We start from the raw sequence: 15,851 nt of genomic DNA, 5'->3' as shown, positions 1-15,851 counted from the left end.
TTTTAGATGACCAACAGTTATTTTACACTAAGCTTATTATTTTTATTAATAATTTTCTCGCTTTGATACACTATAACTTAATTGCTTCAATTAAATATCAAAAAATTAAATTGTCAAAAAAGTTCTTTCATCTTAACTTAGTAAGACTTTTCAATGAAAAAAGCGACTGCAAGTCATGAAAACTGTCTACCTTAAGGCACTAAATAGTCAGCTCTATATCGACGCCAGTCGCCCTTACTGAACGATTGACAGCACCAGATAGAACGCTTAATGTTTCTGTCCGGTCAATCTAACCTAAATGAAAACTCAAAAGCAAATTGTGCTAGTTAAATCAAATTGTATTGCTTAAATCAAATCTTGCAACGAAACAATTTGAATACCTTCGGCAATTAATCGTTGATGGATTTGTTTAGCAAATGTTACTGCATTGGGACCATCCCCATGTATACAAATCGAATCAGCTTCAATTGGAATAAAATTACCATTAATACTGGTAACTGTACCTTCTTTAATCATTTGGATAACCCGATTAATTGCATCATCGGGGTCTTCAATCATGGCGCCTGGTAATTTTCGATTCACTAATAAACCTTCATCCGTATAAGCACGATCAGCAAACACTTCCGAAGCAACTTTTAATCCACAAGCCTTTGCCGCTTTTAACATCTCACTACCAGATAATCCTAAGAAAACTAAATTAGCATCAAAACTGGCGACTGCTTCCGCTATAGCCATGGCTAAAGGCGCATCCTTTGCCGCCATATTATATAAAGCACCATGTGGCTTCACATGATGTAAGGTTTTTCCTTTCGCTTTAGCAAAGGCACTTAAAGCACCTAATTGATATAAAACATCATTTTTAGCTTCAGTAGGCGTAATGGTCATAGGACGGCGACCAAATCCCATTAAATCGTTTAAACCAGGATGAGCACCAATCGCCACCTCCTCTTTAACCAATAAATCGACCGTTTTTGCCATGACATTGGGATCGGCAGCATGGAATCCACAAGCTACATTTGCTGATGAAATATACTGTGCCAATGCTTGATCGGACCCAATTTGATAAGCACCAAAACTTTCGCCCATATCAGCATTTAAATCTACTTTTAGCATGTCTTTCCTCCTTCTAATCAAGATGTAACATACGATTCACAAAACCAGTATCCACATTACCTTCAACAAATAATGGATGACGCAATAATTGATACTGAAAATCTAAATTCGTTTCGACACCTAAAATAACCGTTTCATCCAGTGCCGCGCGCATCTTCATAATAGCTGCCTCACGCGTTGGGGCATGAACTAAAATTTTGGCAATCATCGAATCATAGTCTGGCGGTATAACATAACCGGTGTATAAAGCTGTATCGACTCGCACTCCATTGCCTGCGGGTAAATGTAAATGGGTTACTTTACCTGGATTAGGCATAAAGTTCTTTTCTGGTATTTCGGCATTAATACGACATTCAATCGCATGGCCACATAATTGTACTTCTTCTTGTTTAAAACTTAATTTTTCACCATTGGCGACTCTTATTTGTTCAATAATTAAATCAGTTCCAGTCACCATTTCAGTCACACCATGCTCTACTTGTATACGAGTATTCATTTCCATAAAGTAAAAGTTACCTTCATTATCTAAAATAAACTCTACCGTTCCTGCGTTGACGTAACCAACGGTGGTGGCTGCTAATACAGCAGCTTCATTCATTGCTTGACGGATTGTATCATCAATTGCTGGTGAAGGGGCTTCTTCGATTAGCTTTTGATGGTTACGCTGAGTAGAACAGTCACGTTCCCCTAAAGCGACCACATTGCCATGAGTATCAGCAATGATTTGAATTTCAACATGTTTTGGATTGACAATAAATCGCTCTAAATACATCGCATCGCTACTAAAAGAATTGACGGATTCCATCTGGGCCATATTAAACAAACGTTTAAATTCACTTGGTTCATTGGCTACTCGCATCCCTTTACCACCACCACCAGCAGCTGCTTTAATCATAACAGGATAATCAATAACTTCTGCTGCTTTTATCGCATCATCAACATCGTGAACAGTACCTTCTGTACCAGGAACAATTGGGACTCCAGCAGTCTTCATCGTTTGACGAGCATGAGATTTATCTCCCATCTTTTCCATCACATCCCCTTCAGGACCAATGAAAATAACGCCATGTTCATGACAAAGTCTAGCAAAATTAGGATTTTCTGATAAAAAGCCAAACCCAGGGTGAATGGCATCGGCTCCGATGTTAATCGCGGCCGTTAAAATACTTTCTTGATTCAAATAACTATTACGTGCGGGGCCTTCTCCAATACAGATACGTTGATCAGCCAGTTTAACATGAAGACTATCTTTATCTTCAACAGAATAGATAGCAACACTAAGGATTCCAATATTACGACAGGCACGAATGATTCGTACAGCTATTTCACCACGATTTGCCACTAATAATTTTCTAATCATTGTACGACTCCTTCCGTTCCACTGTGATTATATTTTTTTCACGCGGAATAATGGTTGCCCGTATTCGACTTTTTGTTCATTACTTACTAATACGGCATCAATAACACAATCATAGTTGCATTGAATTTCATTCATTAATTTCATCGCTTCGACAATACAGACGGTTTCACCTTTTTTAACAGTATCTCCTACTGACACGTAAGCTGGTACATCCGGACCTGAAGCTGAATAAAAAGTTCCGACAATGGGAGAGGTGATATACAAGTCTTGATCTGACTCCTCATTATCAGTATCCTTTTCAGATTTTTCTGTTAGAGTGCTAATAGCAGCTGTGGGTTGTCCCATTTCACCTTTGCGACTCATTTTAATTTTAGTGTCACCATCTTCTAACATAAATTCTAATAAAGACGATTCCTCTACAATTTGTACCAATGCTTTAATTTGTTCTAAATCCATGGATTGTTTCCTCCTATTCAAATAACGTCGTCAACCTTTTGGCCACTAAACGCACATCCAGCACCTCTTGACAAGGTTGATGGATAGTATGGCGCATTTGACTAAATTCCCGTTGTTCTGCCAATAATAATTGTTGCGCTTTTTCGACTGAAATCGCCTCAAAACGAATTTTATGGTCTGTTTTACGTTGGACTAGTTTTGGAATATCCACCGAAGCAACCGTCGCAATTTTTGCATAGCCTCCAGTAGTTTGACGATCTGCTAACAATATAATGGGTTTGCCATGAGCGGGCACTTGGATAGAACCAAAGGCGGTACCGTCTGAAATGATATCAGCTTTCCCCTTATGGGCAATATAAGGACCATCTAATCGACAACCCATGCGGTCAAAATCACTGGTCACCGTATATTCTTCATTCAAAAAGGTCCTTAATCCATCCGGGGTAAACATATCACTTTGAGGCCCCATCACTACCCGAATGATAGCTTCTTCTTGATCAAATTCATCAATATCTAAAGTCCGTGATAGGAAATAAGGTAGATAGCGTCGTTTTATCCGAAAGCCAATAAAATCATTTTCTTTTAGACGTCGTCCTTTGAAGCCTCCAATCCCGCTTTTAGTATTGGTTGAGCGACTGCCCATCACGACGGGAATGCTTAAATAACTAGAAAAAGCGATATAACCTCTCGTTCCTGTACGGGCTCCTCCAAATGATAAAACATCTCCTTTATAAACATAAATGGCGGTATACATCGGTACTGACTCATCATTAATCTTCGGCTGAAAATCGCCACCGGTAATCGCGATAATGGTTTCGGCTGTAAATTCAAGGGTTGGTCCCGTTAATGCAAATTCTAAAACAGCCTCATTTTCAGGATTATCAATTAATAAATTGGCAATTTTGAAAGAACGAACATCCATGACGCCCGCCACTCCGAATCCTTGACTTTGATAGCCCATTCGGCCAATATCTTGAACCGTCGTATAAATTCCGGCTTTTAATACTCTAATCCCCATGCTTACCCCTCCTCTACGACATCCACTTGATAGTCACCAGCTGCTACTGCGGCTTCAATTTCTTGATAAGTCGCTTGGTCAATTGGTACAAAACGTATATAATCTCCTGCTTCAAACAAAATTGGTTCTTCACGCTCTGGATCATATGTTTTGATTGGCGTACGTCCTAACAATTGCCAACCACCTGGCGATTCTAGGGGATAAATCCCTGTTTGTGAGCCACCAATCCCCACACTCCCTGCTGGGATTGCTTTTCGTGGATTATTTAAACGCGGGGTATGAATCCGCTCATCTAATCCCCCTAGATAGCTAAAGCCTGGTAAGAAACCTAACATATAGATTAAATAGTCGGTTCCAGAATGAATTTGAATTAATTCCTCCTTGGTCAATTGTGCGTTTTTCGCAATAAACTCAATATCAGGCCCATACTCACCACCATAACAAACTGGAATTTCAAAGATGCGTTTTTTTAGTTGGTGATTACTGATTTCAATGGTTAATAAATCTTGAGTTATCTTTTTTAAACGTTGAAAAGTAATAATACGCGGATCATAATTGATTAATAAGCTAGAAAAAGCTGGTATAAAATCAATGACCCCTTCAATTTTTTGATCTTTAAACAATGATACCAAACCGGTAATCTTTTGATTAATTTTCGGATCAATTACAGCTCCCCATCCGACTAACATCGAAGCGTCACCATGTGGTACAATTTTTACTTCGCTCATTTTTTCACCTCATCTGCCATTGCTTTGACTGTTACATTGATAACAGCCTCTCATTAAATCTTCATATTTTAATATTATCATAGATGGGAGTGGACCAGAAGTAGCAAATCAAATGATTTCCGCTTCGTCGACCTATCCCCGCACAGTTGGGAGTAGACCAGAAGAAAAAACGATTGATTTTTGTTTCGTCTGCCGCTCCGCAAAATGGAGTAGGATTCAAACAAGTCATTATGACAACGTTTATAACCACTCAACCACTGTACTATAAATTAACGAGCATTAATTTGACTGAATTTTTCAAGATTATTCTCAGCTACCTTAAGGCGCAGGTTGAGGCCACTCAACCACTGCGCTTTTAATTAGCGAACAATCTCTAGATTAATTTTATCAAGTTTATGCCTATCCTCATTAAGAATATTTAAAGTTACTATCCTCAAAACAAATAAAGGAGTAAGCCTCGGCTCAATACTCCTTTATACTACTTTTAGCCAAATAATTGGCCCAAATTGCCTAACGATAGAATGCCCATGTAAGCAGTTAAAATAACCACTATAATCCCTAGTATCCATAAAGCTTTAGGGTGCTTGTAGTTGGGACCCATAATATCTGGATTATTGGCCGCTAATAAACTGATACCTAAGGTAACGGGTAAAATTAATCCATTAAATGAACCGGCGATCACTAATAAGGTCGCAGGATTACCTAAAAAGGCCATTACCAAAGTCGATACTGCAATAAAACCAATAATAACTTGTTTTTCATATTTAGCTACCGATTTACTTAATGTTTTCAAGAAAGAAACAGAGGTATAAGCCGCACCCACAATCGAAGAAACTGCTGCTGATAATAAGACTAAACCAAAGAAACGATAGCCAATTTCGCCGGCTCCTTGTTTAAAGGCATCGGCTGCTGGGTTGTTAGGATCAAGTGAAACACCTTTACTAATCACACCAAAGATAGCTAAGAATAAAAATACACGCACAATCGAAGCAATTGAAATCCCCATAACAGAACTTTGCTTAATATGTGGCAAGTTTTCTTCAGAGGTAATGCCGGCATCAATTAAACGGTGAGCGCCAGCAAAAGTAATATAACCGCCAACTGTTCCTCCTAATAAAGTTAAAATCGCTGTAAATAATGAATCACTCGTTGCTGTAGGAAATAGCGATTCTTTTAATGCTGTCCCAATCGGTGGTTGCACAATGAGAATGACAAGGAAAATAACGACAATCATAATCGCTCCCAATACTTTAGTAAAAGTATCCATCGCTTTCATGGCATCTTTAAGTAAAAAAACCATGATCGCGATGGCGCCAGCTAAAAAGTAACCAAACTGAGTTGGAATCCCTAATAAAGTATTAAATCCTAATGCTCCACCACCTACATTACCAATATTAAAGACAAATCCACCTAATACGACCAGAGCCGCGACAAAATATCCTAGACCTGGTAATACTTTATTCGCGACATCTTGACCACGTAGCCCAGTCACACATAAAACACGCCAAACATTTAATTGCACAATCGCTGCTAAAATAATGGTAATAATAATAACAAAACCAAAGCTACCGTGTAGGTCATTGGTAAATTTAGCTGTTTGCGTTAAGAAACCGGGTCCAATTGCTGAAGTCGCCATAATAAAGGCTGCCCCAATTAAAGCACTTGTATTTTTCTTCGTATCCATTTGAAATATTCCTTTCTAATATAAAATGATTTAAACTTATTATAATCAAATTTTAATTTAATAGCAAATTCTTTTTAACAATTCATGTTACATTATCTAACATCTGCAATCATATAGCCTGTTTTCAGCTATTTCAGCCAACAATTATTTACGTACATTAAAAAAAGATGAGAAAACTTCTCATCTTTTAGTGCTTTAAGGCATCTTTTATTTTAACTTATTCAAAGTCTCCATCAATAATTTATTAACCACTTGCGGATTCGCTTGACCGCGAGTTTGTTTCATCACTTGTCCTACAAAGAATCCAACCGCACGGTCTTTACCATTACGGAAGTCTTCTAATGAAGCTTCATTTTTAGCAATCACTTCATCAATAATTGGTTGTAATTTAGCTGGATCACTCAATTGAACCATCCCACGCGCTTCCACGATTTCAGTCGCATCGCCACCTTCTTCAGCTAAAATCTTGAATAATTGTTTGGCGATTTTTGAAGAAATGGTGCCATCTTCAATCAATTGAATCATTTGTGCTAAATTCTTCGGTGTTAACTTGATTTCTTCTAAGCTAGTTTTCTCACTGTTTAAGTAAGCTGACACATCACCCATTAACCAGTTAGAAGCTAATTTGGCATCAGCACCATTCGCCACTGTTTGATCAAAGAAATCAGACATTGTTTTCGTTAAAGTCAAGACCATGGCATCGTATTCAGGTAAGCCATATTCTTTCGTATAACGTTGACGACGAACGTCTGGCATTTCAGGAATCGTAGCTTTCACCGTTTCAATCCATTCTTCATCGATGGTTACCGGTGGTAGATCGGGTTCTGGGAAGTAACGATAATCCGCTGCACCTTCTTTAGTACGCATTAAAATGGTTTTACCCGTTGCTTCATCATAACGACGAGTTTCTTGTTGAATTTTACCACCTGCTAGTAATATTTGCGCTTGACGTTTTTCTTCAAACTCTAAACCTTTACGAACAAAGTTAAAACTGTTTAAGTTTTTCAATTCTGTTTTAGTCCCAAATGCTTCTTGACCGAAAGGGCGAATGGAAATATTACCATCACAACGTAATGATCCTTCTTCCATCTTCACATCCGAAACTTCAGTATACATAATTTTTTCACGTAACGCTTCTAAGAAAGCATACGCCTCTTGAGGAGAACGAATATCCGCTTCGGTTACAATCTCAATTAAAGGCGTTCCTTGACGGTTATAATCCACATAAGAATAGCCATCAGTGCCATGAGTATTTTTACCCGCATCTTCTTCTAAATGGACCCGTTCAATGCGAATACGACGAGGATGACCTTCTACTTCGATGTCGATATAACCATTTTGTCCAATTGGATAATCTGCTTGTGATATTTGATAAGCAGTTGGATTATCTGGATAAAAATAATTTTTACGGTCAAAACGCATTTCACGAGTAATCTCACAGTTTAATGCCAATGAAGCACGCATGCCAAATTCAATGGCACGTTTATTCATGACTGGTAATGCCCCTGGATAACCCCAGTCTTTTTCATTCGTATTCGTATTCGGTTCGGCACCAAAATGAGCAGGTGACGTACTGAAAATTTTAGAATCAGTTTTTAATTCAACGTGGACTTCTAGTCCAATAACAGTTTCAAAATTCATTTGTCTTACCTCCTATAATGTTGGTGCTTTTTGAACAAAGTCATGATTTTGTTCAAAATTATAAGCGACTTGATATAAGGTTGCTTCTGCTAAAGGTTTAGCCATCATTTGTAAGCCGATAGGCAATCCTTCGTGGTCGAAGCCGGCCGGTACTGAAATCCCCGGTAAACCTGCGATATTCGCCGTAACAGTTAATAAATCCTCCACATACATTGCGATTGGATCTTTAACCCGGCCACCAATTTCAAAGGCTGTACTGGTTGTAGTAGGTCCCATGATAATGTCATATTCTTCAAAGACTTTATTTAATTCATCTTTAATCATAGTACGCACTTGCGCCGCTTTTTTAAAGAATTTATCAAATTGTCCTGAACTTAATGAATAAGTTCCTAACATAATACGACGTTTCACTTCTTCACCAAAACCTTCAGAACGTGACTTAACATAAACCTCTTCTAAAGTATGAGCGGATTCAGAACGGTAACCATAACGGACGCCGTCAAAACGTTGTAAGTTAGAAGAAGCTTCTGCTGATGAAATAATGTAGTAAACATTAATACCATATTTAATCAATGGTAGCGATACTTCTTCAACAATCGCTCCTTGACTAGTAAAGTAATCAGCAGCTGCTTGCATTGCTTGACGAATATCTTCAGCAATAACCTCGTCCTTATACTCTTTAGGAAAAGCGATTTTCATTCCAGTTAAAGGTTGTCCAATTTTAGCACCATAATTCATTGGTAGATTAGGTAAGCTAGTAGAATCATGACGATCATGTCCAGCAATTACATCTAAAATCAAGGCATTATCTTCAACCGTTAAGGTCATCGGTCCAATTTGGTCCAATGAAGAACCAAAGGCAATTAAACCATAACGTGATACAGTACCATAAGTAGGTTTTAACCCAACTAAACCATTAAAGGCTGCCGGTTGACGAATAGAACCACCGGTATCCGTACCTAATGACGCTGGGACTTGACGACTCGCTACGACCGCAGCCGAGCCACCTGATGACCCACCCGGTACTCGGTCCAAATTCCAAGGATTGCGTGTTGTTTTAAAAGCTGAACGCTCTGTACTTGCACCCATCGCAAATTCATCTAAATTCACTTTCCCTACAATAATCGCACCTGCATTTTTTAATTTTTCAACAGCTGTCGCATCATAAGTAGGATTAAAATCTTCTAGCATTTTACTGGCTGCCGTGGTCGTTAAATCTTTGGTGACGATATTGTCTTTGATGGCAATCGGAATACCATTTAAAACCGGTGCATCCTCACCATAGCCACGCTCATCAGCGGCTTTCGCATCTGCTAAGGCTGCTTCTTTATTTAGAGCTAAAAAACTTTCAACTTTTGAATCAATGGCTTCAATTTGGTTAAATGTATGTTCCACTAACTCAACCGCTGTAAAATCGCCCGCTTTTAGGCCAGCTTTCATTTCTTTAATTGTTGTTGGAAATCCCGTCATTTTATGCCTCCTCACTTTCAATAATAGCAGGTACTTTGACAAATCCATCTTGACTTGTTTTAGTATTTTTCAAGAAGGCTTCACGCTCAGTACCACGAATGACTTCATCTTCACGGAACACATTGATTAAGTCATTGCCATGATAAGTTGGTTTGACACCTGTTGTATCAACCTCTTCTAAATGTTCAACTAATTCTACGATACTATTAAATTCTTTCGCAAAAGTATCTAAACTTGCATCATCAAAAGCGAGTTTCGATAAATTCGCTACACGGATGATTTCTTCACGTTCTGTCATATTAATTCCCCTTTTCTATTGCTCGTAAACATGCGCCGTAAATTGACTGTTTTCACCAGTACGCGTAATGATCGCTTCTGGACCATGAGCGGACACGATGCTAATTTCTACTGGTATGTTTTCTGGCAAGTTCTTTGTCGCCACATCTGTAACATGTTGTGTTAGAGCGGTGATTTCAGATTGTTGATAGAATTGTGAGACAATTTCAATAGTTAAAGATGCTAAGCCATTATCAATATATAAAGCTTCACCTGTCACCCCATTTAAATGTGGAAAGAAGTTACGCACTTCATCACTAAAATTGTCAAAGAATGCATATTGTTCGCTATAATCGCCCGAAGATACTATCGGTAAAGCGACACGATATTCATTTTGTTCAGTCCAATCAGAAATATAATTACCTTCTCGTGAAATACCGTTCATCACATAAGTCCCACCGGCAATTTCATTATTCGCTGTTTGTCTAAATAAACCAACAACAATCGGCACATTACGTAAAGCTTCGGTATTACGTAAACGTCCTACGATAATATTAGCATATTGACGACCCCGTTCACGCATTTCACCTAAAGAGATTTCCTGTTCATAAGAAACACCTTCATCATCGGTATACTGATACACACTATTCATCGCTAAACCAATCACCACGCCCGCTAATTGATAACCTTCATCGGTTTCAACCATAATATTTTTTTCCATCACTTGCGTTAAGTAAATCGGTGTTGAAGTCGAATTAACGATGACTTGATTTTCTTCAGCAGCCATCGTGGTCTCCTCACCTTCGGCCATGGTCGTCTCGGTGTCTGGTGCTGTTTCTTCTTCATTGGCCGCCAAAGCTGGGTTGAGCCCTTCCGGATTATCACTCGACTCACGGGCTAGCCAATTAGTCATGGTATCCTCGTCAATAATTTGTCCTTCTTGTAAGAAATATTGATCGGTTGGGAAAATCCCTTTACTAATACGTAATAGCCCTTCTTCAAAAGCGATTGTATTGCCAGCAGAGCTTAAATTAGTATTACTACTGGAGGCCACGCCCATTTCATAGCGACCATCGGTAATAACCGCACGGTAATAGTCCATTGAAAGTTGATTAGCAGTCGTTTGAACCGCTACTTGATTGGGTGCTATCGTCTCTTCAACAACTTCCTTATCTAATTCGCTTAAACACCCTGATAGTAAGCCGACAATTGATAATAATGTCGTGACTTTCATTATGCGTTTATTCATTCAGTTAGTTCACATCCTTTATATTCGTTCCAATAACTGAGCCTCATTATAGATCGTGATGCCTAAATCTTGGGCTTTCGTTAATTTACTTCCGGCCGCTTCACCAGCAACGACAATATCGGTTTTCTTTGAAACACTACTCGTTACTTTAGCGCCTAATGATTCTAATTTCGCTTGTAATTCTTTGCGGTCGTAATCAGCAAAACTACCGGTAATGACCACCGTTTTGCCAGTCCATTCTGTCGATAAATTTGCTATATCCTCTATTTTAACACCTTGATACGACATTTGCACTCCCGCATCTTGTAATCTTTGAATTAATTGATGCGAACCCTCTTCAGCAAAAAAGTTCACTAAAGATTGACTAATCATGATTCCTAGTCCTTCAATACTGCTAAATTCTTCTAATGTTGCGGTCATAATTCGTTCTATTGTACCAAATTTTTGGGCCACTAATTGGGCTGCTTTGGCACCGACATGACGAATCCCCAAACCGAATAGTAAACGCTCAAGCGATTGTTGTTTACTCTCTTCGATGGCTTGTAAGATTTTATTAGCTGAACGATCTTTAATTTTATCAAGTGTTAATAATTCTTCATAAGTCAAATAATATAAATCAGCCGCATCTTTTACTAATTCTTTATTCAATAATTGTTCAATGACTTTTTCACCTAAACCGACAATATCCATCGCATTTCTTGACACAAAATGACTTAACTGAGCTAATTGTTGGGCCGGACATAAAGGATTTTGACAACGCAATGCCACTTCATCATCAATTCTAATTAACTCACTTTGACAAGCAGGACATTGATTTGGAATGGTTAAAGGTTGTGAATTGGCTGGACGTTGGTCCATTAATACTTCTAAAATTTCCGGGATAATGTCACCCGCCTTATGCAGATGAACAGTATCTGCTATACGGACATCTAAATCAGCAATAATATCGATATTATGTAAGGTAGCTCTTTGGACGACTGACCCCGCTAAATTGACCGGATCCATCACGGCCGTTGGGGTGACTACTCCTGTTCGCCCTACTGTCCATTCGACGTCCCTAACGACAGTAGTCGCTACTTCAGCCGGAAACTTATAAGCAATTGCCCAACGTGGTGCCTTAACAGTAAAACCTAATGCTTCTCTTAATTGGAAGTCATTAACCTTGATGACCACGCCATCAATATCATAAGGTAAATCGTGTCGTTTATTGCCTACTTCATGAATAAAGTCCATTACTTCATCTTTGGTTTGACATAAGCGACGTAAAGGATTCGTTCTTAACCCCACCTCACTAAATTGATTAAATAATTCTTCTTGCGACATGGGATTAAAACTTTCCGTTAATATCGAATCATAAATAAAAGCATTTAATTGTCTTTGTTTCGCCATTTTAGGGTCAATTTGTCTTAGGGCTCCAGCAGCCGCATTACGCGGATTAGCCAATGGTACTTCCCCTTTTTCATCGCGCTCGGCATTTAAAGCCGCAAAGACCGCTTTAGGCATATACGCTTCACCACGAACTTCCGTTGAAATAGGACGACGTAGTTGTAAAGGGATCGAATTGATGGTGCGGATATTATGCGTAATATCTTCGCCAATCGTCCCATCGCCACGCGTGGCCCCTCTGACTAATTTACCTGCTTCATAGGTTAAAGCAATTGCGAGACCATCGATTTTACATTCACACATAAAACTCACCGGACCGCTGGCAGCATTTGTTACTCTTTCAATAAAGGCTGCCACTTCATTTTCATTAAAAGCATTGCCTAAACTATACATTGATTGAGCATGACTCACTTTTTTAAAACCTTCTAACAGTTGTCCTCCCACCCGTTGAGTAGGCGATTCCGGACAAATCCACTCAGGGTGGAGGGTTTCAATGTGGACTAATTCACGATATAGCACATCATATTCATGGTCTGAAGCTATCGGTTTATCTAACACATAATAATGATAAGCATAATCATTTAGTAACTCAATCAAGTGTTCTAATCGTTCAATTGAATTTGATTGCATCTTCTTCATCCTATTCTTCTACTTTGGTAATGGGGGCATAAGCTGCTAATAATTCCTTAATACCTTGAGTTTGAAAGGCAATGGTTAATTTAGTATCGCCTTTATCCTCCACAACTTGTACAACGGTTCCAACGCCCCAGGCTTTATGTTGAACCTTGTCACCGGCCTTCCAAGTTACGGGTCCTTCATTCGTACTTAAACTGGTTTTGGCTGTAGAAAGGGGACGTTTATTGGAAAGTGCTGCTTTGTTGGCACTTCTTAAAGCTGCTGTTCCACTGTGACTTGCTCCTCCTGTCGAACGTGCTCGATTGAAACGTCCTAAACCGGGGTTCATCACACCCCCTTCGCTAATAGACGGACGGGTATAGACACGGGAACCGAATGATTGATTGTCTAATAATTCGGAATCAATTTCATCAATAAAACGACTTGGCAAGTTATTTTGATAACGCCCATATAAAAGGCGCGAACGAGTAGCAGTTAAGAACAAGCGTTTTTCAGCACGCGTCATCCCCACATATGCTAAGCGACGCTCCTCTTCTAATTCATCGTCATCTTCCATTGCCCGAGATAGTGGGAATAAGCCATCTTCCATTCCGACAATAAAGACAAAAGGAAACTCTAATCCTTTAGCGGCATGCATGGTCATTAAGGTCACTTGATCTTCAAAATCTGTTTCCTCATTGGTATCACTAACTAAAGAAACATCGGTTAAAAAGCGCGTTAATGTAGAGGGCTCACTCGTTTCTGATGAATCTTCCGTTAAGGATAAGATTAATTCAGGTTGTACTGTTGACTCAGGCGTTGTCGTTGGTAGAGCAAAATCGGGATCGATTTCAACCTCATCGACCGTTCCTTCCTCATCAAACTGCTTGGTAACGGAAGCGAACTCCTCTAAGTTTTCGATACGATTGGCTGATTCAATATCATTTTGTGCCCGTAATTTTTCAATATATTCCGTTTGTTCCCAAACTTGTTCGACTAATTCACTCATATTTAAAAATTCAGCTTGTTGTTGTAAATTTTGAATCATCGTCGCAAAATTGGCTAATTTCGTTTGAGCTGATTTACTAATATTAGAATGTGCTAAATGTTCAATCGCTTTAAACCAAGACATTTGTTGACTATCAGCAAATGCGGCTAATTTTTCCACAGTTGCTTGACCAATCCCCCGTTTCGGTTCATTGACAATACGGTTAAAACTAATATTATCATTAGGATTATCAATTAAACGTAAATAAGCTAAAGTATCTTGAATCTCTTTACGTGAATAGAATTTTAATCCTCCAACAATTTTATACGGTAAGTTGGCATGAAGCAATTGGTCCTCTAAACTACGTGACTGGGCTTGTGTACGATATAAAATCGCAAAATCACGATTTTTATAAGCTTCATCATTTTTAAGTTGATGAATTTTTTGGATCACAAACTGGGCTTCTTCACGATCACTATCCGCTTGATAGAAAACCACTTTCTCACCAACTTCTTTGTCAGACCAAAGTTGCTTTTCTTTACGCTTTTTATTGTTCACAATAACGCTATTCGCCGCTTTTAAGATAGTTTGGGTCGAACGATAATTTTGTTCTAATAAAATCACTTTGGCATCAGGATAATCTTTTTCAAAGTTCAAAATATTTTCCATATTCGCCCCACGCCAACCATAAATACTTTGGTCAGCATCCCCTACCACACAAACATTGCGCAGTAAGCCCGCTAATAATTGCACTAATTGATACTGACTATGGTTGGTATCTTGGTATTCGTCGACATGAATATATTGGAACTTCTGTTGATAAAAATGACGTATTTGTTCGTTTGATTCCAATAATTTAACTGTTAATAAGATCAAATCATTAAAATCCATCGCATTCGCTTCTTTTAAACGTGACTGATATTTACGGTAAACATCTGCATGAATTCTTTCAATGTAGCCATCAGCTAACTCAGCATATTCTTCTGGTAATTGGCCTTCATTTTTGGCTTCATCAATTACATGTAATAACACCTTATAATTGAATCGTTCACTATCTAAATTTAGATCTTTAAGTACTTGTTTCATTAACGTTTGTTGTTCACCAGTATCAATAATCGTAAAATTACGTTCATAGCCAATATGTTCAGCTTCACGTCTTAAAATACGAGCACACATCGCATGAAAAGTAGATACCCAAATTTGTTCGGCGGCTGGGCCAACTAATTGTTGCACCCGCTCTCGCATTTCTGTCGCGGCTTTATTGGTAAAGGTAATCGCTAAAATATTCCATGGATTAACCCCGATTTCTTCTACTAAGTAAGCAATTCGATGAGTTAAGACTCTCGTTTTCCCACTACCGGCTCCGGCAGCGATTAAGACTGGGCCCGTCGTTGTTAATACGGCCTCTCTTTGTTTATCATTTAAATTTTTAATATTTTCTTGTAATGTTGACACGTTTGTCCCTCCGATTCTGTCTTATGGATCTGTGTCACGAAATTCACACACCGTATAAAATTATATCAAAAAATGATTGACTATTGTATTAAAATTGCCAAGTTTCTCGGTTTTTTCAAGAATTGAAATTCTGTTGACATAAACGTATGAAAGAATAACCTATATTAAATAGCGGTGATGTTGCGATGTGACAATCGTTTGTTAATATTATTGTAAGAAACATTTTTATATAATGGCCAGCTATTGCATAGTGACAGCTTTGCCATTTCTTAGTGCAGGACTAGCTACTATAATCAGACTAACTATTCCATGGTGACAGCATTGGTGGTTTTTAGTGCAGACTAGCTACTATATTCAGACTAGCTATTCCTTGGTTAAAAGTATTGTAAGCGTCCTATATCAGAGTATCTTG

Annotated in this window: 12 protein-coding genes; all 12 read right to left on the bottom strand. The window is 38.6% G+C overall.

Annotated features, from left to right (window positions below; all coding sequences use genetic code 11):
• Nucleotides 1-345: 345 nt before the first annotated feature.
• Nucleotides 346-1,113, bottom strand: coding sequence for a LamB/YcsF family protein (locus tag HMPREF2811_RS04970; RefSeq protein WP_071408361.1), 768 nt, complete (start codon nucleotides 1,111-1,113; stop codon nucleotides 346-348).
• 13 nt (nucleotides 1,114-1,126) lie between these two features.
• Nucleotides 1,127-2,473 (bottom strand): acetyl-CoA carboxylase biotin carboxylase subunit, encoded by a 1,347-nt coding sequence (gene accC / locus HMPREF2811_RS04965; RefSeq protein ID WP_071408360.1) that lies wholly within the window; start codon nucleotides 2,471-2,473, stop codon nucleotides 1,127-1,129.
• Between the two features lie 27 nt (nucleotides 2,474-2,500).
• Entirely contained in the window at nucleotides 2,501-2,929 is a 429-nt protein-coding gene (gene accB / locus HMPREF2811_RS04960) for an acetyl-CoA carboxylase biotin carboxyl carrier protein (RefSeq protein ID WP_071408359.1), read from the bottom strand.
• 13 nt (nucleotides 2,930-2,942) lie between these two features.
• Nucleotides 2,943-3,947: a 5-oxoprolinase subunit C family protein gene (locus HMPREF2811_RS04955; RefSeq protein WP_066123659.1), complete on the bottom strand. Its 1,005-nt coding sequence runs from the start codon at nucleotides 3,945-3,947 to the stop codon at nucleotides 2,943-2,945.
• Between the two features lie 2 nt (nucleotides 3,948-3,949).
• Nucleotides 3,950-4,675: a 5-oxoprolinase subunit PxpB gene (gene pxpB / locus HMPREF2811_RS04950; RefSeq protein WP_071408358.1), complete on the bottom strand. Its 726-nt coding sequence runs from the start codon at nucleotides 4,673-4,675 to the stop codon at nucleotides 3,950-3,952.
• 484 nt (nucleotides 4,676-5,159) lie between these two features.
• Nucleotides 5,160-6,359: an NRAMP family divalent metal transporter gene (locus tag HMPREF2811_RS04945; protein ID WP_071408357.1), complete on the bottom strand. Its 1,200-nt coding sequence runs from the start codon at nucleotides 6,357-6,359 to the stop codon at nucleotides 5,160-5,162.
• 207 nt (nucleotides 6,360-6,566) lie between these two features.
• Nucleotides 6,567-8,000 (bottom strand): Asp-tRNA(Asn)/Glu-tRNA(Gln) amidotransferase subunit GatB, encoded by a 1,434-nt coding sequence (gene gatB / locus HMPREF2811_RS04940; RefSeq protein ID WP_071408356.1) that lies wholly within the window; start codon nucleotides 7,998-8,000, stop codon nucleotides 6,567-6,569.
• Nucleotides 8,001-8,012: 12 nt separating this feature from the next.
• Complete coding sequence (gene gatA, locus HMPREF2811_RS04935) at nucleotides 8,013-9,470, bottom strand: Asp-tRNA(Asn)/Glu-tRNA(Gln) amidotransferase subunit GatA (protein WP_071408355.1); 1,458 nt, start codon at nucleotides 9,468-9,470, stop codon at nucleotides 8,013-8,015.
• A gap of 1 nt (nucleotide 9,471) precedes the next feature.
• On the bottom strand, nucleotides 9,472-9,768 hold the full coding sequence (gene gatC / locus HMPREF2811_RS04930) for an Asp-tRNA(Asn)/Glu-tRNA(Gln) amidotransferase subunit GatC (RefSeq protein WP_066123646.1): 297 nt from the start codon (nucleotides 9,766-9,768) through the stop codon (nucleotides 9,472-9,474).
• Between the two features lie 15 nt (nucleotides 9,769-9,783).
• Entirely contained in the window at nucleotides 9,784-10,995 is a 1,212-nt protein-coding gene (locus HMPREF2811_RS04925) for a CamS family sex pheromone protein (protein ID WP_071408354.1), read from the bottom strand.
• An 18-nt stretch (nucleotides 10,996-11,013) separates the two neighbouring features.
• Nucleotides 11,014-13,020: an NAD-dependent DNA ligase LigA gene (gene ligA, locus HMPREF2811_RS04920; RefSeq protein WP_084801950.1), complete on the bottom strand. Its 2,007-nt coding sequence runs from the start codon at nucleotides 13,018-13,020 to the stop codon at nucleotides 11,014-11,016.
• A gap of 1 nt (nucleotide 13,021) precedes the next feature.
• Nucleotides 13,022-15,439, bottom strand: coding sequence for a UvrD-helicase domain-containing protein (locus tag HMPREF2811_RS04915; RefSeq protein ID WP_071408352.1), 2,418 nt, complete (start codon nucleotides 15,437-15,439; stop codon nucleotides 13,022-13,024).
• Nucleotides 15,440-15,851: the final 412 nt, after the last annotated feature.

Source organism: Globicatella sp. HMSC072A10 (assembly GCF_001811625.1).
Lineage (GTDB): Bacteria > Bacillota > Bacilli > Lactobacillales > Aerococcaceae > Globicatella > Globicatella sanguinis.
This window is presented reverse-complemented; position numbering and strand designations above follow the sequence as displayed.